The 18,439-nt window shown below is 68.8% G+C and carries 17 protein-coding genes; 10 read left to right on the forward strand and 7 right to left on the reverse strand.

What is annotated here, in order from left to right; translation table 11 throughout:
- The first annotated feature begins 350 nt into the window (after positions 1-350).
- The 4 genes from AC3WPZ_RS07815 to glxR are packed head-to-tail and all read left to right on the forward strand — an operon-like array spanning position 351 to position 4,400.
- The gene (locus AC3WPZ_RS07815) at positions 351-1,301 is read left to right on the forward strand and encodes a Bug family tripartite tricarboxylate transporter substrate binding protein (protein ID WP_382323194.1); all 951 of its coding nucleotides are present in this window, start codon (positions 351-353) and stop codon (positions 1,299-1,301) included.
- A 7-nt stretch (positions 1,302-1,308) separates the two neighbouring features.
- Positions 1,309-2,655, forward strand: coding sequence for a glucarate dehydratase (gene gudD / locus AC3WPZ_RS07820; RefSeq protein WP_492439040.1), 1,347 nt, complete (start codon positions 1,309-1,311; stop codon positions 2,653-2,655).
- Positions 2,656-2,692: 37 nt separating this feature from the next.
- A complete protein-coding gene (locus AC3WPZ_RS07825) occupies positions 2,693-3,481 on the forward strand; it encodes an HpcH/HpaI aldolase family protein (RefSeq protein WP_492439042.1) in 789 nt (262 codons plus the stop codon).
- A 34-nt stretch (positions 3,482-3,515) separates the two neighbouring features.
- Positions 3,516-4,400 carry a 2-hydroxy-3-oxopropionate reductase gene (glxR, locus tag AC3WPZ_RS07830; protein ID WP_492439044.1) on the forward strand — a complete coding sequence of 295 codons (885 nt, stop codon included), beginning with the start codon at positions 3,516-3,518 and terminating at the stop codon, positions 4,398-4,400.
- A 15-nt stretch (positions 4,401-4,415) separates the two neighbouring features.
- Here glxR and AC3WPZ_RS07835 read toward each other — a convergent pair whose 3' ends face one another.
- Together AC3WPZ_RS07835 and AC3WPZ_RS07840 are read right to left on the reverse strand one after the other, a co-directional pair.
- Positions 4,416-5,381 carry an MBL fold metallo-hydrolase gene (locus tag AC3WPZ_RS07835; RefSeq protein ID WP_492439045.1) on the reverse strand — a complete coding sequence of 322 codons (966 nt, stop codon included), beginning with the start codon at positions 5,379-5,381 and terminating at the stop codon, positions 4,416-4,418.
- Positions 5,382-5,383: 2 nt separating this feature from the next.
- Entirely contained in the window at positions 5,384-6,370 is a 987-nt protein-coding gene (locus AC3WPZ_RS07840; protein ID WP_492439047.1) for a Bug family tripartite tricarboxylate transporter substrate binding protein, read from the reverse strand.
- Between the two features lie 110 nt (positions 6,371-6,480).
- Between AC3WPZ_RS07840 and AC3WPZ_RS07845 the strand changes: the two genes are divergently transcribed.
- Positions 6,481-7,740 (forward strand): LysR family transcriptional regulator, encoded by a 1,260-nt coding sequence (locus AC3WPZ_RS07845; RefSeq protein ID WP_492439049.1) that lies wholly within the window; start codon positions 6,481-6,483, stop codon positions 7,738-7,740.
- Here the strand turns inward: AC3WPZ_RS07845 and AC3WPZ_RS07850 are convergent.
- The gene (locus AC3WPZ_RS07850) at positions 7,737-8,159 is read right to left on the reverse strand and encodes an ACT domain-containing protein (RefSeq protein WP_382323200.1); all 423 of its coding nucleotides are present in this window, start codon (positions 8,157-8,159) and stop codon (positions 7,737-7,739) included. The genes AC3WPZ_RS07845 and AC3WPZ_RS07850 overlap by 4 nt on opposite strands.
- Here AC3WPZ_RS07850 and argP point away from each other — a divergent pair.
- Positions 8,112-9,017 carry an HTH-type transcriptional regulator ArgP gene (gene argP, locus AC3WPZ_RS07855; RefSeq protein WP_492439051.1) on the forward strand — a complete coding sequence of 302 codons (906 nt, stop codon included), beginning with the start codon at positions 8,112-8,114 and terminating at the stop codon, positions 9,015-9,017. The two genes, AC3WPZ_RS07850 and argP, sit on opposite strands and share 48 nt — an antisense overlap.
- 6 nt (positions 9,018-9,023) lie before the next feature.
- Here the strand turns inward: argP and AC3WPZ_RS07860 are convergent, their stop codons facing one another.
- From AC3WPZ_RS07860 to AC3WPZ_RS07875, 4 genes are all read right to left on the reverse strand, one after another.
- Positions 9,024-10,256 (reverse strand): SLC5/6 family protein, encoded by a 1,233-nt coding sequence (locus tag AC3WPZ_RS07860; protein WP_492439053.1) that lies wholly within the window; start codon positions 10,254-10,256, stop codon positions 9,024-9,026.
- Between the two features lie 350 nt (positions 10,257-10,606).
- Positions 10,607-11,683, reverse strand: a complete 1,077-nt coding sequence (locus tag AC3WPZ_RS07865) for a pyridoxal phosphate-dependent aminotransferase (RefSeq protein WP_444688512.1) — start codon at positions 11,681-11,683, stop codon at positions 10,607-10,609.
- On the reverse strand, positions 11,680-12,492 hold the full coding sequence (locus tag AC3WPZ_RS07870) for a trypsin-like peptidase domain-containing protein (protein WP_444688511.1): 813 nt from the start codon (positions 12,490-12,492) through the stop codon (positions 11,680-11,682). Before AC3WPZ_RS07870 ends, AC3WPZ_RS07865 begins: the two co-directional genes overlap by 4 nt.
- Positions 12,489-13,535, reverse strand: coding sequence for an extracellular catalytic domain type 1 short-chain-length polyhydroxyalkanoate depolymerase (locus AC3WPZ_RS07875; protein WP_492432805.1), 1,047 nt, complete (start codon positions 13,533-13,535; stop codon positions 12,489-12,491). The genes AC3WPZ_RS07870 and AC3WPZ_RS07875 overlap by 4 nt, the downstream gene beginning before the upstream one ends.
- A gap of 336 nt (positions 13,536-13,871) precedes the next feature.
- Between AC3WPZ_RS07875 and AC3WPZ_RS07880 the strand changes: the two genes are divergently transcribed.
- The 4 genes from AC3WPZ_RS07880 to AC3WPZ_RS07895 are packed head-to-tail and all read left to right on the forward strand — an operon-like array spanning position 13,872 to position 18,386.
- Positions 13,872-14,837 carry an ABC transporter substrate-binding protein gene (locus AC3WPZ_RS07880; protein ID WP_492439056.1) on the forward strand — a complete coding sequence of 322 codons (966 nt, stop codon included), beginning with the start codon at positions 13,872-13,874 and terminating at the stop codon, positions 14,835-14,837.
- On the forward strand, positions 14,834-17,485 hold the full coding sequence (locus AC3WPZ_RS07885) for a PAS domain S-box protein (RefSeq protein WP_382323207.1): 2,652 nt from the start codon (positions 14,834-14,836) through the stop codon (positions 17,483-17,485). The genes AC3WPZ_RS07880 and AC3WPZ_RS07885 overlap by 4 nt, the downstream gene beginning before the upstream one ends.
- A complete protein-coding gene (locus tag AC3WPZ_RS07890; RefSeq protein WP_382161916.1) occupies positions 17,482-17,913 on the forward strand; it encodes a response regulator in 432 nt (143 codons plus the stop codon). The genes AC3WPZ_RS07885 and AC3WPZ_RS07890 overlap by 4 nt, the downstream gene beginning before the upstream one ends.
- Before the next feature lie 26 nt (positions 17,914-17,939).
- Entirely contained in the window at positions 17,940-18,386 is a 447-nt protein-coding gene (locus AC3WPZ_RS07895) for a universal stress protein (protein WP_291118152.1), read from the forward strand.
- Positions 18,387-18,439 lie beyond the last annotated feature (53 nt).

Below are 18,439 nucleotides of genomic sequence, written 5' to 3' on the forward strand. Positions count from 1 at the left end.
GTTCTCCTCCTTTACTTCGCTGCGCCGGCCACCCCGATCGCCGAGGACCTCGTGGTACTCGGTCCGTGGGCGCGCCAGCATTGCTTCGGCTCAGGAGTGCCGGGCGTTCTGCGCAGCGGGGTAAAGGAGGAGGCGGCACCAGCCGCCGGGGGACACCCGCGGAGCAGAGCGCCCGGCGCTCCTGAGCCCGCGAGGTGTCTCACAACCAATCCCCACCCAAAAAGCTCAACCAAAAAAACCGTTTGACGCCCCAATTTGGTACCGGTACCATTCGCATCACCTCCATTTGGTACCGGTACCAAATCGGAGTCCCTTGCCGCAAGATTCCCAACGACAGGAGACAAGACACCATGAAGAAACTGCTGTGCGCGCTCGGCGCGTCCATGACCCTCACCGCGGCCATGGCCTGGCCGGAAAAACCCGTCACCATCATCGTGCCCTTCCCCCCCGGCGGCTCCACCGACCTCATCGCCCGCACCCTGCAACCCAAACTGCAGGAAAAATTCGGCGGCACCTTCGTGGTCGACAACAAGGCCGGCGCCACCGGCACCATCGGCGCCGCGCAGGTCGTGCGCTCCGCACCCGACGGCCACACCCTGCTCGTCGCCTCCCTCGGCCCCTACGTCATCGCGCCCCACCTCACCAAAGTCCCCTACGACGCCACCAAGGAGATGGACTACATCACCGTCGCCGTGCAGGCGCCCAACGTGCTCGTCGTGCCCGCCGCCTCGCCGCACAAGAGCATGGCCGACGTGCTCGCGTTCCAGAAAGCCAACCCCGGCAAGATGACCTTCGCCTCCTCTGGCAACGGCAGCAGCGACCACCTCACCGCCGAGCTCTACTGGCAGCAGACCAACACCACCGGCGTGCACGTGCCCTACAAGGGCGGCGGCCCCGTGATGACCGACCTGCTGGGCAACCAAGTGGACTCGTCCTTCATGAACATCAACACCGCCATGCCGCAGATCAAGGCCGGCAAGCTGCGCGCGCTCTCCATCACCAGCGCCCAGCGCTCGCCCCTGCTGCCCGACGTGCCCACGCTGCAGGAACTCGGCATCAAGGACGCCAACGTGTATTCCTGGCAGGCCGTCTCTGGCCCCAAAGGCATGCCGGCCGACCTGAAGAACAAGCTGCAGGCCGCCATCAAGGACGCGCTCAACGACCCCGCCATCAAGCCCAAGCTGCTCGAGCTGGGCTTCGAGATCGTGGCCAACACGCCCGAGCAGTTCACCGCCTTCCAGGCCAGCGAGTTCGCGCGCTGGAAAAAACTGATCGAAGCCCGCAATATCAAGGCAGATTGACCCGCTCATGCTGAACCCCGCCACCGTGTCCTCCACCCCCCGCGTCACCGAGCTGCGCGTCGTTCCCGTCGCGGGCCGCGACGGCATGCTGCTCAACCTGAGCGGCGCGCACGCGCCGTTCTTCACGCGCAACATCCTCATCCTCACCGACAGCGCCGGGCGCACCGGCGTGGGCGAGGTGCCCGGTGGCGAGAAGATCCGCCAGACGCTGGAGGACGCGCGCGAGCTGGTGGTGGGCCAGCCCCTGGGGGCGCACCAGAAGGTGCTGCAGCAGCTGCAGACCCGATTCGCCGACCGCGACGCGGGCGGGCGCGGGCTGCAGACCTTCGACCTGCGCACCACCATTCACGCCGTGACGGCGGTGGAATCGGCCCTGCTGGACCTGCTCGGCCAGCACCTGGAGGTGCCCGTGGCCGCGCTGCTCGGCGAAGGCCAGCAGCGCGACGCGGTGGAGATGCTGGGCTACCTGTTCTTCGTCGGCGACCGGAAAAAAACCAGCCTGCCATATGCCAGCGAGCCCGACGCCGACAACCCCTGGAGCCGCCTGCGGCACGAGACCGCGATGACGCCCGAGGCCGTGGTGCGCCTGGCCGAGGCCGCGCGCGAGCGCTACGGCTTCAACGACTTCAAGCTCAAGGGCGGTGTGCTGCGCGGCGAGCAGGAAGTGGAAGCCGTCACCGCGCTGCACGAGCGCTTTCCGCAGGCGCGCGTCACGCTCGACCCCAACGGCGGCTGGCTGCTCAAGGACGCGATCCGCCTCATGCGCGACATGCGCGGCGTGGTCGCCTACGCCGAAGACCCCTGCGGCGCGGAAGAGGGCTTCTCGGGCCGCGAGGTGATGGCCGAGTTCCGCCGCGCCACCGGCCTGCCCACGGCCACCAACATGATCGCCACCGACTGGCGCCAGCTCAGCCACGCGCTGGCGCTGCAGAGCGTGGACATCCCGCTGGCCGACCCACACTTCTGGACCATGGCCGGCAGCGTGCGCGTGGCGCAGACCTGCCGCGACTGGGGCCTGACCTGGGGCTCGCACTCCAACAACCATTTCGACGTCTCGCTCGCGATGTTCACCCACGTGGGCGCGGCCGCGCCCGGCAAGGTCACCGCGATCGACACGCACTGGATCTGGCAGGATGGCCAGCGCCTGACGAAGGAACCGCTGAAGATCGTGGACGGTCATGTGCAGGTGCCGAAGAAGCCCGGCCTGGGCGTCGAACTCGACATGGCCGAGGTGGAGAAGGCGCACCGGCTCTACATGGAACATGGCCTGGGCGCGCGCGACGACGCGATCGCCATGCAGTTCCTGATCCCGAACTGGACCTTCAACCCCAAGCGCCCGGCGCTGGACCGCTGACCATCCCCCGACCCACCTGCAAAGAAGAAGGAACCTGATGAGACCCAACCGTCTGCGTGAAATCTGGGCCCGTGGCGGCGCCGTGGCCAACGGCTGGCTGGCCATTCCCAACAGCTTTTCCGCCGAGACCATGGCGCACCAGGGCTGGGACTCGCTGACCATCGACCTGCAGCACGGCGTGGTGGACTACCAGGCCATGGTGGGCATGCTGCAAGCCATCTCCACCACCGACACCGTGCCCGTGGTGCGCGTGCCCTGGCTGGAGCCCGGCATCCTCATGAAGACCCTGGATGCGGGCGCCTACGCGGTGATCTGCCCGATGGTGAACAGCCGCGCGGACGCCGCGAAGCTGGTGGCGTACACACACTACGCGCCGCGCGGCACGCGCAGCTTCGGCCCGGTGCGCGCGCTGCTCTACGGCGGTGCCGATTACCCCAAGCACGCGAACGACACCATCGTCACCTTCGCCATGATCGAGACCGCGCAGGCGCTGGACAACCTGGAAGAGATTCTTTCCACGCCCGGGCTGGACGCGATCTACATCGGCCCGTCCGACCTCTCGCTCGCGCTCGGCTGCAACCCGACCTTCGACGACCTCGACCCCAAGGCCGCCGCCGCCGTGGAGCACATCCTGGCGCGCGCCAAGGCGCACGGCCTGGTGGCCGGCATCCACAACGGGTCGCCCGAAGCGGCCGCGCGCCGCATCGCCATGGGCTTCCAGTTCGTCACCATCAGTTCGGACGCGCGCCTCATGGCCGCCGGCTCGCAGCAGGTGCTGTCCACGCTGCGCGCCTCGCAACCCAAGGCCACGCCCGACGGTTACTGAGCGCCTCCCCCACCCCTCTTTTCAAGGAAGTTTCATGAAGATCGGATTCATCGGCCTGGGCATCATGGGCACGCCCATGGCCCTGCACCTCGTCAACGCCGGCCACTCGCTGTACGTGCACACGCGCAGCCAGGTGCCCGAAACCATCCAGGCCGCCGGTGGCGTGCGCTGCGAGAACGCCGCCGCCGTGGCGAAAGAGGCCGAGGTGATCTTCACCATGGTGCCCGACACGCCCGATGTGGAGGCCGTGCTGTTCGGCGAGAACGGCGTGGTGCAGGGCCTCAGCAAGGGCAAGGTGGTGGTCGACATGAGCTCGATCTCGCCCATGGCCACCAAGGAATTCGCGAAGAAGATCAACGCGCTGGGCTGCGACTACGTCGATGCGCCAGTGTCGGGCGGCGAGGTCGGCGCCAAGGCCGGCTCGCTCACCATCATGTGCGGTGGCGACGAGGCCGTGTTCGAGCGCGTGCGCCCCCTGCTGGAACTGATGGGCAAGAACATCACGCTGGTGGGCGGCAACGGCGACGGCCAGACCACCAAGGTGGCCAACCAGATCATCGTGGCGCTCAACATCGCGGCGGTGAGCGAGGCCCTGGTGTTCGCCAGCAAGGCCGGTGCCGACCCGGCCAAGGTGCGCCAGGCGCTGATGGGCGGTTTCGCGGCCAGCCGCATTCTCGAGGTGCACGGCGAGCGCATGATCAAGCGCACCTTCAACCCGGGCTTTCGCATCAAGCTGCACCAGAAGGACCTGAACCTCGCGCTGCAGGGCGCGAAGGAACTCGGCGTGGGCCTGCCGCAGACCGCCAGCGCCGCCCAGCTCATGGGCGCCTGCGCCGCGAACGGCCTGGCCGACCTGGATCACTCGGCGCTGGTGAAGGCGCTGGAGCTGATGGCCAACCACGAGGTGGCCAAGGGCTGACGCCGCCCCTGGTGGCTACGCCGACGTGAAGGCGTAGCCGTTGCCCTCGGCCTGGATGCGGCCGAACGCCGGGAAGGGGAAGTGGTACCCGCCCACGATGCCCTGGTCCGCTGCTGCGCGCGCCAATGCCGCGCGGCGCGAGGCGCGGGCCAGTTCAGGGTCCATGTCGAACTGCACCTGCCAGTCCGGGTTGCGGGTGAACAGCGCGGGGTAGTGCGCCGCGTCGGCCAGGTAGGTGAAGTTCGCGCTCGAGCCGCGCAGCGAGAACAGCGTGTGCCCCGGTGAATGGCCGTAGGCGGCGATGCTGTCCACCGCACCGAGCAACCGGTCTCCGGGTGTGAAGCGCTGCAGCTTGTCGGCCGGGTAGCCGTCCAGCACGCGGCGCGCGTTCACGAAGCCCGGCTTGGCGCCCGGCGCCGCCGCTTCCAGGCGCTTCGGGTCCATCCAGAAGTCGAACTCCGGCGTGGGCACCAGCACCGTGGCGTTCGGGAACACCAGGCCGCCGTCCTTGCGGCGCAGGCCGCTTACGTGGTCGCCGTGCAGGTGGCTCAGCAACACCGTGTCGATGTCCGCCGGGCCCAGGCCGGCGCCGCGCAGGTTCTCCAGCAGGCGCCCGGTGTTGGGCGGCCCGTTGTCGGCGAAACCCGTGTCGATGAGGCAGCGCTTGCCGTCCACGATCAGCAGGAAGGCGTTGTAGGGCACGTCGATGTACTCGGTGGGCAGTTGCTGCGAGGCCAGCACGGCTTTCACCTGCTCCAGCGGCGCGTTGCGCACGAACTCTTCGCCCAGCGGGCGGCGCACCACGCCGTCGTTGAGCGCGAGCACCTCGGCCGAACCGAGCGAGAACCGCCGCCAGCCCTGGGTGGGCAGGGGCGCCGTGCCCAGGTTGCCGCTGCCCTGCGACCAGGCCGAGCCGAAAGCGAGCGCGGTGGCACTCGCCGCACCCCAAAGAAGGAAATCTCGCCGGGTGGAGGTGGTCATGGTCAGTCGGCCTTCACGTTGCCGCGCTGGATCACCTTGGCCCAGCGGGGAATCTCGCGCGCGATCAGCTGCGCGAAAGCCTGCGGCGTGGTGGGCGTGGGCACGGCGCCTTCGATCGCCAGCGCGCGCGCCACCTCGGGCGAGGTCAGGGCCTTGTTGATCTCGCTGTTGTAGAGCGCGATCAGCGGCGCGGGCAGGCCGGCCGGGGCCACGATGCCGTACCACTGGTCGGCGTCGAAGCCGGGGTAGCCGCTCTCGGCGACCGTGGGCACGTCGGGCAGGGCCGGCATGCGCTGCGGGCTGGAGACCGCCAGCGGCCGCAGGCGCCCGCTGCGAATGTGGGCGATCAGGGCCGGCGAGCCGGTGAAGATCGCCTCCACCTGGCCGCCCAGCACATCGCTCACGGCCGGCGCCGCGCCCCGGTAGGGGATGTGCGGCATGAAGATGCCGGCTTCCTGCTTGAGGTACTCGAAAGTGATGTGGGCCGCGCTGCCATTGCCGCCCGACGAGTAGTTGAGCCGGCCCGGCTCGGCCTTGGCCTTGGCGATGAAGGCCTTGAAGTCGGTGGCGGGAAACTTCTCGTTGACCACCAGCACGTTGGGCACGCGGGCCACCAGCGCCAGCGGGGCGAAGCTCTTGACCGGGTCGTAGGGCAGCTTGGGGTAGATCGAGGGGTTGATCGCCAGCGTGCCGATGTGGCCCATCATGATCGTGGCGCCGTCCGGTGCCATGCGGGCCACCTCGCCCGCGCCCACCGAGCCGGCCGCGCCGCCCTTGTTCTCGATCACCACCGTGATGCCCAGTTGCGTGGCCAGCCGCGCGCCGATCGCGCGCCCCAGGATGTCGGTGGAGCCGCCGGGGGGGAAGGGCACCACCAGCTTGATGGTCTTGGGCAAGGAGGCCTGAGCCTGCGCGCGGCCGACGGCCAGGCCGGCGGCGGTGGCCAGCACCAGTTGGCGCCGGGTGATCCGGGGGACTGAAAAGGTCATGAGATTCTGTTTATAGGAGAACGGGTTGAAACGCCACCCAGTGTCGCGGCTGGCCGCCGGCGCCACAACTGCAATATGCTTGGCCCGAATTGCAATCTGCTTATGACAGCATGGACCCACACGACGACCCGCTGACCCGGTTGCGCGCGCTGCGCACCGTGGAAGCCACGCACGAAGGTGGCAGCGCGGCCGTGGCCGCGCAGACCCTGCACTGCTCCACCTCCACCGTCTCGCGCACCATCCAGCAGACCGAGCAGGCCTTGCGGGTGGCCCTGTTCGAGCGCGGCACCCGGGGCATGGTGTGCACGACCGCCGGGCTGGCGGTGGTGCGCGGCTGCGCGGCCATGCGCGCCGAGCTGGTGCTGAGCGCCTCGGAAAGCACCCCGCAGGATCCTCGGCCGGAGCCCCTGCGGCGCCAGGTGGAGAGCCTGTTCCGCGTGCTCACGGTGCCCATGCTGCGCTGCTTCGTGGCCTGCACCGAGCTGGCCAACGAAACGCTGGCCGCGCGCTCGCTCGGCCTGTCGCAGCCGGCGGTCAGCCAGCAGCTGCGGTCCCTGCACCAGGCCTATGGCCGCGCCTTGATGCAGCGCACCCAGCGGGGCCTGCGCCTGACACGCGACGGCGAGCGGGTGTTGGCGCCGCTCAAGCGCGTGCTCAACATCCTGCGCGTGCTCCAGGAACAGATGTCCGCCTACCGGGGCGAGGCCATGGGGCGCCTGCACCTGGGCGTGCTGCCCATGGCCAGCACCTCGCTGGCGCCGCGCGCCCTGGCCGGGCTGCTGCAGCGCATGCCCAAGGTGGTGGTGACCGTGAGCGACGGCACCTACGACGCCATGGCCCGGCAGCTCAAGACCGGTGACCTCGACATGATTCTTGGTCCCCTGCGCGGCGAGCTCGTGGCGCCCGAGCTGGAAGAGCGCGAGCTGTTCCGGGAATCGCTGATCGCGGTGGTGCGCCAGGGCCATGCGCTGGCCTCGGCGGGGCGGCTGCGCTCCCTGCGCCAGTTGCGCCACCAGGCCTGGATCGCGCCGCTGGAAAACACGCCGGCCCATGCCGCGTTCGAGCGTGCGTTCCGCGCCGCCGGCGCGCCCTTGCCCCAGGCCTCGTTCCACGCCAACAGCCCGCCGCTGGTGCGCGCGCTGCTGATGAAGAGCGACCACATCGCGCTGATGTCGCCATTGCAGGTGCAGGAAGATCTGGCAAGTGGCGCGCTGGTGCGGGTGCCGGTGACGTTGCACGAAGTGGACCGCCGCATCGGCATCACCGTGCGGCGGGCCTTCGCCTGGCCACCGTCCTGCGTCTACCTGTGGGAGCAGCTCAACGCGCTGACGCCGTTCGAGCGAACCCAGGTGGGCGACGCAGGCACTTAGGTCTGCGCTGTCTTTCGCGAGAGCTGGCCCAGCGCGGCGAGCGTTTCGGACAACTTGTCGGACGGCACGAACAGATGGTCGTGATAAAAGCCGGAGACCACGTTGCAGGGGATCGATGCCGCCGCCAGCACGCTGCAGACTCGCGCGAGAAAGCCCACGGCTGCCAGCGAGGAGTGCACGGACAAGGTGATCAAAACGGACTCGAATTGAAAGGCGATGCCCAGCGCCTGGGCCTGCTCCTTGGGCACGATGGCCGTCAGGCCTTCCGCTTCCTGCATGGTGCAAACCGGTTCGAGTCCGTCGAGTAGCGAGGCATCGCGGAGGGTGCACCGGTGCGAGACCGTTGACTGTACAGGCGAGGAGAGAGGTTGATGCTGAACAGAGAGCAATTGGAGACGTTTGCGTCGGTCGTCGAGCATGGGAGCTTTGATCGTGCTGCCGCGGTGCTCAACGTGACCAAGGGTGCAGTGTCACAGCGCATCAAGGCGCTGGAGGACTCGCTTTCTAACGTGCTCCTGGTGCGCGCCAAGCCCGTGGTTCCCACGTCGTCCGGGGAGACACTGATGCGCCGCGTCAAGATGCTTCGACTGATTGAGGAAGCCGTGTTGACCGATCTGGTGCCCACGAGCTGCGAGAAGAAGGCGGTCCCGGTCGCGATCGCCGTCAATGCCGATTCTTTGGCGACGTGGTTCTCTCAAGCGCTTTGGCGGATTCTTGAGACGAAACGCATCGCGCTGGAGTTGGTGATCGATGACCAGGATCACACCATGGAACGGCTCATCAAGGGGGAGGTGATCGGCTGCATCTCCACCAAGTCGGATGCCATGCCCGGGTTCGTTGCCGAGCCGCTGGGACACATGGAGTACCGGTGCTACGCCACGCCGCAGTTCTCGGCCCGACACTTTCCGAATGGGCTTGGCCTTCAGGCCGTGCTGGATGCACCCGCCGTCCTCTTCAACAGGAAGGACTCGCTGCACGACGACTTTCTGGAGAAGGTGTTCGGCTTTCAGGTTGCACGGTATGTGAAGCACTATCTTCCGGCTCCGAACACTTTGCGCGAAGCGATCCTGAGGGGGGTGGGCTATGGCCTCCTGCCGGCGGAGCAGGCGAAGGGTGATGTCGTGACGTCCACGTTGATCGAGCTGACCCCGGGTCAAGTCATGAAGGTCGTTCTCTATTGGCATCGATGGGAAGTCGAGCCGCCTGTCTTTCAGGAGATGACGCGCGTTGTTGTCAACGCCGCGCGTGCCACGCTGACGCAGGGGCCGTCGAAATAGAGGCGCTCAGGATGGCAGTTTCCTGAGCTTCCCCGCGATGGCGACAATGCAAAAAACGGAGGCGGATGCAACCAATCCAGCCAGCAGCGAAGCGAGATCCCCGTCCGTGAAACGAGCCCCCGCCCACGCCAACAGGTAGACACCAGCAGAAGCCACGAAGCCAGTCCCCATGATGAGGGAGGCTTGTGATGCGGTCAGCTTCCAGTTCGCAAGCAGAGCGACGAACACGATTGCGATGCTGCCGATGTAGATCACGTTCACTGAAACCATCGTTGCGACGATCCCTTGCCCGCGTGCGGCCAGCGCTGTTGCCATTCCCAGTGCGACAAGACTCGCCCGGATGCCGCTGACGAACTCGATGCCTTGAGTTGCCGAGTCCAACGCTTCGGTCATGGCTCGCGTGATGGCGGCCCCCGATCCCAGTGCGGCGGCAGACAAACCCAACAACAGCGTGCTGCCGATGGCCGCACCGAGATGGCCGACCTCTTGAGCCAAGATGAACGGGATGATCTGTTTCGCATCGGAGAGGTTCGTGAGATGGCCGCCTTCCTTGAACCCGAGCACGACCGACGCGGGAAGAAAGCTCACGGCGATCAGACACCCCGCAGCAATGAGGCAACCCCACACGGCGCCAGAGGCTCGCCTGGCCGCCAGAAGGAACTGGTGGTAGTCGGCGCCCGTGCACACCAGCGCGGCAACCGCGACCGAGATGGACACCATGGCGCCAACGCCCAACAAGGGCGCGTCAGCGATGAACCTCTGTGGGCTTTTCAGGTAGATGGCGCCACCGTTGCCATTGATCAATGCGAGGACGAGAACCACGCCACTTGCCAACAAGAAGACAGAGAGCACGGCAGAGGCGGTCCTCAAATTCAGCCGGGATGCAATCAGGATGCAAAGCAACACGAGCGCGTAGGCTGCGATCGCGCTCAATCCCAGCAGGTTGAGGATGGCAACGCCACCATGGATTTGTGCCGCCAGCACCCCGGCCATCCAGATCACCGACAAGAGGGCCACAGCCTGTCTGGAGCGCTCCCCAAAGGCTGCCCCAAAGAAGTCCCAGATGGACATGCCGGATCGCCACAACCGGGCCGCGAAAAAAGTGAGCAAGAGCATGCCGAAGGCGGTGGCCAGGCCGTAGATGCTGCCGCCCATGCCATAGGTCATCGCCATTTCGCCTGAGCCCAACAGGAATCCGATGCCGTAGCTCGCCGACACGAGCAATGCAGCGACTTGCAAAGCGCTCAATGTCCGGCGCACGCTGCAGCCTTGAAAAACCGATCCGCTCCTGCTTCGATGCAGACCCGATTTCGTGGGCCAATGCCAGGGTGGATGCCCCTCCTCATGCGCACGAGGGCCGGTACAGAGCTGTGCTCCGTTGCAGTTCTTCCAGAATGGCGCTTCTCTGAATCATGGGCTTCTCCGAGAGATCCCTTGGCCCTGGATGGGCCTTTCGGGGTGCGCGCATTCTCTTGGTGCCGGTGGTCTACGAGGCCTTTTTTCTCATCGGTTTAGAAAATTTGAGAAAGAGGCAAAAGAATTGAACACGCCTGCCTTCTCACGTTCAACCAAGGAAAGTGAGTCTCTTCCTAGGCCATCAACCCAGCCGCGCGCAGGAACGCATCGTTCTCTTCCACCGTGCCCACGGTCACGCGGAAGCAGCCCTGCAGGCCGTGCAGGCGGTCCTGCCGGCGCACCAGCACGCCGCCGGCGAGCAGTTGCGCATGCGCCTGGGCCGCGTCGGGTGTGCGCACGAGCAGGAAGTTGGCGTGCGAGGGCAGGGGCCGCCAGCTCGGGTGGCCTTGCAAGGCGGTGAACAGGCGCTCGCGTTCGCGCAGGGTTTGCGCCACGCGCTCTTTCACGTAGCCGGGGTGCTCCAGCGCCACTTGCGCGCACACCGTCTGCAGCACCGACACGCCAAACGGCGGCACCAGCTTGCGCAGCTGGCGCGCCACGCCGTCGGAGGCCAGCGCGTAGCCCATGCGCAGGCCGGCCAGGCCCCAGGCCTTGGAGAGCGTGCGCAGCAGCACCACGTGCGGGTGGCGGCGCGCGAGTTCGCGCGCATCGTGTTCGGTGAAATGGTGGTAGGCCTCGTCGATGACGAGCAGCCAGCCGTGGCCGCTGGCCTGCGCGAGCCGCTCCAGTTCGTCGAGTTCGCACAGCGAGCCGGTGGGCGCGTGCGGGCGGGGCAGGTAGATCACGCCCTGCGGCGCGGGGCCCGGTGAGGTGCCCAGGGCGGCGATCACGGCATCGATGTCGATCGAGGTGTCGTCGCGCAGCGGCACTTCGGTGAGGGTGGCGCCGAGCAGTTCCGCGTCCAGGCCGTAGAGCGCGAAGTTGGGTTTGACGGTGACGACGCGCCCGCCGCCCAGCGCGCTGAGCTGGATCAGCAGGGCGATCAGCACGTTGCTGCCGGTGGTGACCACGGTGCCTTCGGGCGACCAGCCTTCGTGCCGCGCCATCGCTTCGCACAGGGCTTCGGCGTTGAGGTCGGTGTAGCGGTGCCAGGGCAGCTGGCGCAGGCGCTCGAGCGCGAGGTCTTTCAGTTCGTCGGGGAAGTCGGCGAAGGATTCGTTCTGGTCGAGCTTGATGGGCGCCGTGATCGGGGAGAAGGGGTAGTCGGGGCTGGCGAGGACGGCGGGGCGGACAGGAGGCAGCGGGTTCATTCGGCGGTGGCGGGTTCGGTCAGGGTGAGCAGGATGTCGGCGTACCAGGCGCAGTTCAGGCCCAGCGACTCGTCGAGCACGAGGTCGCGGTTGCCCATGTCCATGCGCGAGGAGTGCACGCCCAGCAGCTTCCAGGGCAGGGCGGCGGTGGCGGATGTGGGTTGGGTGTCGCGCATGACCACGGCCGCGCCGCTGGTGCCCCGGTGGGTGCGCGCGTCGGTCAGGAAGAAGCCCTGGGCCTGAAAGCGGATGCCGAAGGGCGAGGCGATGGCCGCGTGGCGCAGCACCGGCAGGTGGTGCACCACGTCGTGGAAGCCGAGCGGAAAACCCACCACCATCAGCGAGGTGTCGGCGGGCACGGCGTCGAAGGCGGTCTGCAGGTGGGCCGGTGTGAAGGCGCGCACCACGGCCTCGGCGGGGAAGGCGCCGCGGTCGAGTTCGATCACCGCCACGTCGATCTCACCACCGCTGTCCTCGCCCTGGTGCCAGACGGCGAGGCCGTCCACGTACAAGGGCACCGAGAAGCCGGTGGAGACCGTGAGGTTGACCGCGTCCATGTGCAGGCCGATCTCGATGCGGTCGGGCCGGTGGTCGGTGGCCTCGTCGATCAGCACGTGGCGGCTGGTGACGAGGTACAGGCGCGCGTCGCGCTCGAAGAAGAAGCCGCTGGCGTTGGTCAGCGGCTGGGTGCCCACGAAGGTGGAGACCTGGGGCGCGGCCAGGAACAGCGGGTCCACCAGCACGGGGGCGGTGGCGGGGGCCGGGGCCTTGGCGACGGCCTTGGGCGCGTGGCGGGTGTGTTTGCTCATCGGTCCAGTGTGGCAGGTTTCGTGGGCGTTTCCGTGCCGGGCATCCGGCGGAACTGGCGCGAGACGAAGGCCCAGGCCATGCGCGAGGCATCGGGCCCCCGGGCGTCGCTGTAGGGCTGGCTGGCCGTGCCGCCGCTCCACGCATGGCCCAGCCGGGGCACCTCCACCAGGCTGACCAGGGCGCGGCCGCGCTGCTTGAAATCGGTCACCGTCATGGGGTGGCGCTGGCCACGCCGCAGTTCGCGGGGCGCGCCGGCGGTGGCGCCGAGTTGCCCGGCCCACAGCCGCGCCACGGCCGCGCCGTTGCTGGGCGAGACCACGGCGTCGCTGCCGCCCTGGATGACCAGCAGTGGTGGCCAGCGCTCGGCCGCGGGGGCGGCGGGCGCTTCGCCTGGCGGCGCTGGCAGGCGGCGCCCGCGCATGGCGGCGAGCGCGGTGGCGGTGGATTCGGCCACCCCGGGCGCCACGCCCGAGTGCATCACCACGGCCTGGAAGCGCGCGGGCTCGCGCGTGGCCAGCAGCGCCGCCATGCCAGCGCCGGCCGAGAGGCCGGCCAGCGCGATGCGCGCGGGGTCCACCGGGTAGAGCAGGGTGGCCTGGTCGATCATCGCGAGGATGAGCGAGGCCTCGGCCTGGGCGCGGCCGCTGCGCGTGTCGTACCAGTTCCAGCAGCGCTGGGGGTGGGCCAGGCGGTCCTGCTCGGGGTAGAGCACCAGAAAACCTTCGCGGCGCGCCAGGGCGTTCATGCGCGTGCTGGCCGCGAAGCCCGCACTGTCCTGGCCGCAGCCGTGCAGCATCACCAGCAGCGGCACCTTCCCTTGGGCAGGCAGGTCGGGCGGGCGGTAGAGCCGGTAGCGCCGCGCGCCGCCGGGGCCCAGGGCCAGGCCGGGCAGCCAGTCGCCCGGGCCGGTGGCCACGCCGCGCGTCGCCTTGGCCCGCGCCACCCGGGGGGCGCGCGGCAGTTGTCGGGCCGCGCGCGCCATCGCGCGCAGGTTGCGGTTGAAGGCCTTGACCCAGGTGGACGTGGCGCGCCGGCGTGCCACGGCGTCAGCCCCTGCGGCGCGGCAGCGGCGCCGGGCTCAGGCGCATCTGGGCGCCCAGGCAACGGACAGGTTCACCGGGCGCAGCACGTCGATGCGCGCGGGCCCCAGGAGGTCGTGCAGGGACAGGCCGTGGAGGTCGATCATGCGCAGTGGGGGTGGCAAAGCGGGCAAAAGTTCAGTTTTACGGCCTGTCGTGGCCAAGGGATGGTCCGAAACCGCCCTTGATGGTGACAGAATGTTTTGATGGCAGATGGGATGCGGGGCAATTCGGGACTCGAAGGGAGGCTCGCTGGACAGGGTGCTGTCCTCGGGTGGTGGCTGCGCGCCCGCGCGGCCTTGGGCTGGCTGACCTGTGTGGGCGCGCTGGCGGGTCTGATGGCCTGCAGCGAGCCGCCCCAGCCACCGCTGGTGGTCGGTCTCAACACCTGGGTCGGCTACGACCCGCTGGTGCTCGCGCGCGACCGGGGCCTGGCCGATGCGAAGCAGGTGAAGGTGGTGGAGCTCATCTCCAGCGCGGAGGCCCTGCGCCATCTGCGCAACGGTTTGCTGGACGCGGCGGGCCTCACCATGGACGAGGCCCTGCGCCTGGTCGACGGCGGCTTCGACGTGCGCATCGTCGCGCTGCTCGACACCTCGGCCGGTGCCGACGTGGTGGTGGCCGCGCCGCGCATCACGAGTCTGCAGAAACTGCGCGGTGAACACATCGCGGTGGAAGACGCCACCGTGGGCACGCTGATGCTCGAACGCCTGCTGCGCAAGGCGAACCTGCGGCGCGAGGACGTGACCGTGTTGCGCATGGACGCCACGCAGCACAAGACGGCGCTGCTGAGCGACCGCGTGGCCGCGGCGGTGAGCTACGCGCCGATCGACGGGCCGATCCAGGCCCTGGGCTACCGCGCCATCTTCGACAGCCGCCAGATGCCGGGCGAGATCGTCGACGTGCTGGTGGTGCGGGGCGAGGTGTTGCGCCAGCGCCCCGAGGCGGTGGACGCGCTGATGGCGGCCTGGGCCGCCGGCCTCAACGTGATGCGGCTGGACCCGGGTGGCGCGGCCACCTCGCTGGCGCCCGGCGCCGACCTGACACCCGCGCAATACCAGGCGGTGCAGCGGGGGCTGCGCTTCTATTCACCCGAAGAATCGCTGGCCATGCTCACCGGCAACCCACCCCCGCTGGCGCAGCAGGGCGAGGGCGTGGCCCGCCTGCTGGTGGAACTCGGGGTGCTGCGCTCGGCCCCCAACTGGGCAGCGCTGATCGACACCACGCCGGCGCTGCGCGCGCCGACCGCGGGGCCCTTGCCATGAAGCCGGTGACCCGCCTGCTCTCCCTTCCCGCGCGCTGGCTCGCGCCTTTTCTGCTGGCCGCCTTCGCCCTCACGACCACGGGCGTCAACCTGGCGATGCAGTGGCGCGAGGTCGATCAGCAGGTGACCGACAGCGAGACCCGGCGCCTGCGCGAACGCCTGGGCGTGGAGCAGAGCCGGCTGAGCGCCGAGACCGGCAACGCCAACACGCTGCTGGTGCGCCGGCTCGTGGGCGGGCTGGGCCTGTACAGCGGCATGCAGCACGCCTACCTGATCGATGCGCGCGGCGTGGTGCTGGCGTCGCTGATGCGCACCGACATCGGCCTGCCGTTCGCCGATCTGCAGGGTCTCTACCCCGAGCTCGAGGGCGTGAAACCCCTGTTGGCCGAGCCCATGGCCGGCGCCACCCTGCAGGTGGGGCGCGCGGCGGGTTCATCCCTCCTGTTTGGCCGGGCGGCGCTGGAGCCGGGACACGAGTTGCTCACCGTCGTCGACCTGAGCCAGCCCATGGCCGTGCGCTTCGTGGGCATGCGCTCGCAGGTGCTGCGCGAGAGCCTGGTGCTGCTCGTGCTGGTGGCCTTGCTCGCGCTGCTCCTGCACTGGGTCTGGTTCCGGCGCGCCGAGCAGCTGGCCCGTGCCCTGACCTCCATGGGCGAAGGCCAGTTGCAGGCGCGCACCGGGCTGCAGGGGCGCGACGAACTCGCGCTGATCGGCGCCGCCGCCGACCGCATGGCCGAGCGCCTGCAGGCCAGCCACGCGCAGCTGCAGCGCATGAACGACGTGGTGGACCGCTCGCCGCTGGTGGTGATCGAGTGGGACAACGTGATCGGCTGCCCGATCCGCTACGTGAGTCCCTCGATCGCCCAGTGGGGCTACGCGCCCGAGCCGCTGCTGCAGGGCCGCATGACCTACGACGACCTGATCCACCCCGACGACGTGGGCCAGGTCAACGCCGAGATCGACGGCTACCTGAAGCGCGGGCCGGACACCTACCGCCAGGAATACCGCCTGCGCTGCGCCGATGGCCGCTGGATCTGGATCGACGACCGCAGCGCGCTCACCCGCAACGCCGAAGGCCAGGTCACGGCCATCAGTGGCGTGCTGCTGGACATCACGGTGCAGAAGGAAGCGCAGATCGCGCAGCGCGAGCAGGCCGAGTTCCAGCGCCTGTTCTACGAGCTGCCCCTGATCGGCATGGCGATTTCCTCGCCCCACAGCACCAGCTGGCTGCAGGTCAACGACCGGCTGTGCCAGATCCTGGGCTATCCGCGCGAGGAGCTGCTGCAGCGGACCTGGTCCGAGATGACCCCGGCGCCCGATCTGGAGCGCAACCTCGCGCTGCTCGACCGCATGAAGGCCGGCCTGACCGACAGCTACCAGATGCACAAGCGCTTCGTGCGCCGGGACGGCAGCTTCGTGCACACCGAGATCCATGTGCGCGCGGTGCGCGAGCCCGACGGCGCGCTCAAGCACCTGTTCTCCATCGTGCAGGACATCACCGAGCGGCTGCAGACCAGCCAGGCCCTGAGCGACCAGAAAGGCCTGCTGGAGCAGGCCGAGGCCATGGCCGGCCTGGGCAGCTGGCTGTACGACTCGCACACCAAACACATCTGGTGGTCGCGCCAGATGTACCGCAACATCGGCCGCGACATCGCGCAGGGCCCGCCGCCCACCCTCAAGGACTACCTCGACTGCCTGCACCCGGACGACCGCGAGCGCGTGGCGCGTTTCATGCGCGCCCTGCCGAGCAACCGGGGCCGCCTGCACGCCGAGTTCCGCCGCCACCCCTCGCTCGGGCCCGAGCGCTGGTTCCGGGGCGGCGTCGAATGCCGCGCGCTGGCGGAAAACGCCGGCCACCACTACAGCGGCACCCTGCTCGACATCACGCAGATCAAGCAGGCGCAGATGAACCTGGAGCGCATCAACGCCCGGCTGGAGCAGCGCGTGGCCGAGCGCACCGAGCAGCTCAGCGCGGCCAACCGCGAACTCGAAGCCTTCTCGTACACCGTCTCGCACGACCTCAAGGCGCCGCTGCGTGGCATCGACGGCTACAGCCAGCTGCTGCAGGAAGAGCACAGCGAGCGGCTGGACGACGAAGGCCGGCAGTTCATTGGCCGCATCCGGCGCGGCGTGCAGCAGATGGGCGCCCTGATCTCGGACCTGCTGGACTACTCTCGCATGGAGCGCCGCACCATGGAACACCAGGCGGTGGAATTGCGCCCGCTGCTGGACCTCGTGCTCGAAGGCCACGCGGCCGACATCGCGGCCGCCCGCACCGAGCTGCGCCTGCAGCTCGAGCCCATGACCCTGCAGCTGGACCGCGAGGGGCTCGCGGTGGTGCTGCGCAACCTGGTCGGCAACGCCATCAAGTTCAGCCAGGGGCGCCAGCCGCCCCGGGTGGAGATCGGCTCGCGCAGCGAAGCGGGGCGGCGCATCCTCTGGGTGCGCGACAACGGCGTGGGCTTCGACATGAAGTACCACGACCGCATCTTCGGCATCTTCCAGCGCCTGCAGCGCGCCGAGGACTACGCCGGCACCGGCGTGGGCCTGGCGCTGGTGGCCAAGGCGGTGCAGCGCATGGGCGGCCGCGTGTGGGCCGAGAGCGCACCGGACCAGGGCGCCACGTTCTATCTGGAGTTCCCGTCATGAGCGCCGCCAAACCGCTGCCGTCCATCCTGCTGGTGGAGGACAACCCGATGGACATGGACCTCACCCTGCGGGCTTTCAACAAGAAGAAGTTCTCCAACACCATCCATGTCGCGCGCGACGGCGAGGAGGCGCTGGCCTGGTTGCCCCGCTGGGAAGCCGGCGAGGCCCTGCCCGCCGTGATCCTGCTCGACCTCAACCTGCCGCGCGTCAACGGCCTGGAGGTGTTGCAGCAGCTCAAGGCCCATCCGCGCTTTCGCAGCATCCCCGTGGTGATATTGACATCGTCGCGGGAGGACAGCGACCTCAAGTCCGCCTACGATCTGGGGGTGAGCTCTTACATCGAGAAACCGGTGAGCTTCAGCAAGTTCATCGAGGTGGCCGAGCGCATCGAGCTGTACTGGTGCGTGCTCAACGAGCGGCCCTACTGACCCACAAGACAAGGAATGGAAAGACCATGCTGAAAATCCTCATCCCCGTCGATGGTTCCTCGCACGCCCTGCTGGCCGTGCACCACGCGCTGCGGCTCGTGGGCGCCGGTCTGAAGGCGCGCTTCGTGGTGGCCAACGTGCAGGAGTCGGCCAACCTCTACGAGCTCGTGGTGGCGCACGACCCGGCGGTCCTGCAGCAGGTGAGCGAGGCCGCCGGGCGCGACCTCGTGCGCCCGGCCGTCGCCTTGCTCAGCGCCGCGGGCCTGCAGGTCGAGTCGGCCGTGGCCAGCGGCGACCCGGCCCACCGGCTGGCCGAGATCCTGGAAGGCCATGCCTGCGACGCCGTCATCATGAGCACGCGCGGCGGCGGCCTGCGCTCGGCCGTGCTGGGCTCGGTGTCGCAGGACATGGTGCAGCGCTCGCCCGTGCCCGTGACCCTGGTGAAGGTGCCCGAAGACGCGGCACCCGACTGACGCCGGCGGCACCGCCGCACCGAGGAGCCGGCCCAGGCCGGCTCTTCGCTCGT

The organism is Hydrogenophaga sp. FW305-3-2-15-A-LB1 (genome assembly GCF_058787875.1).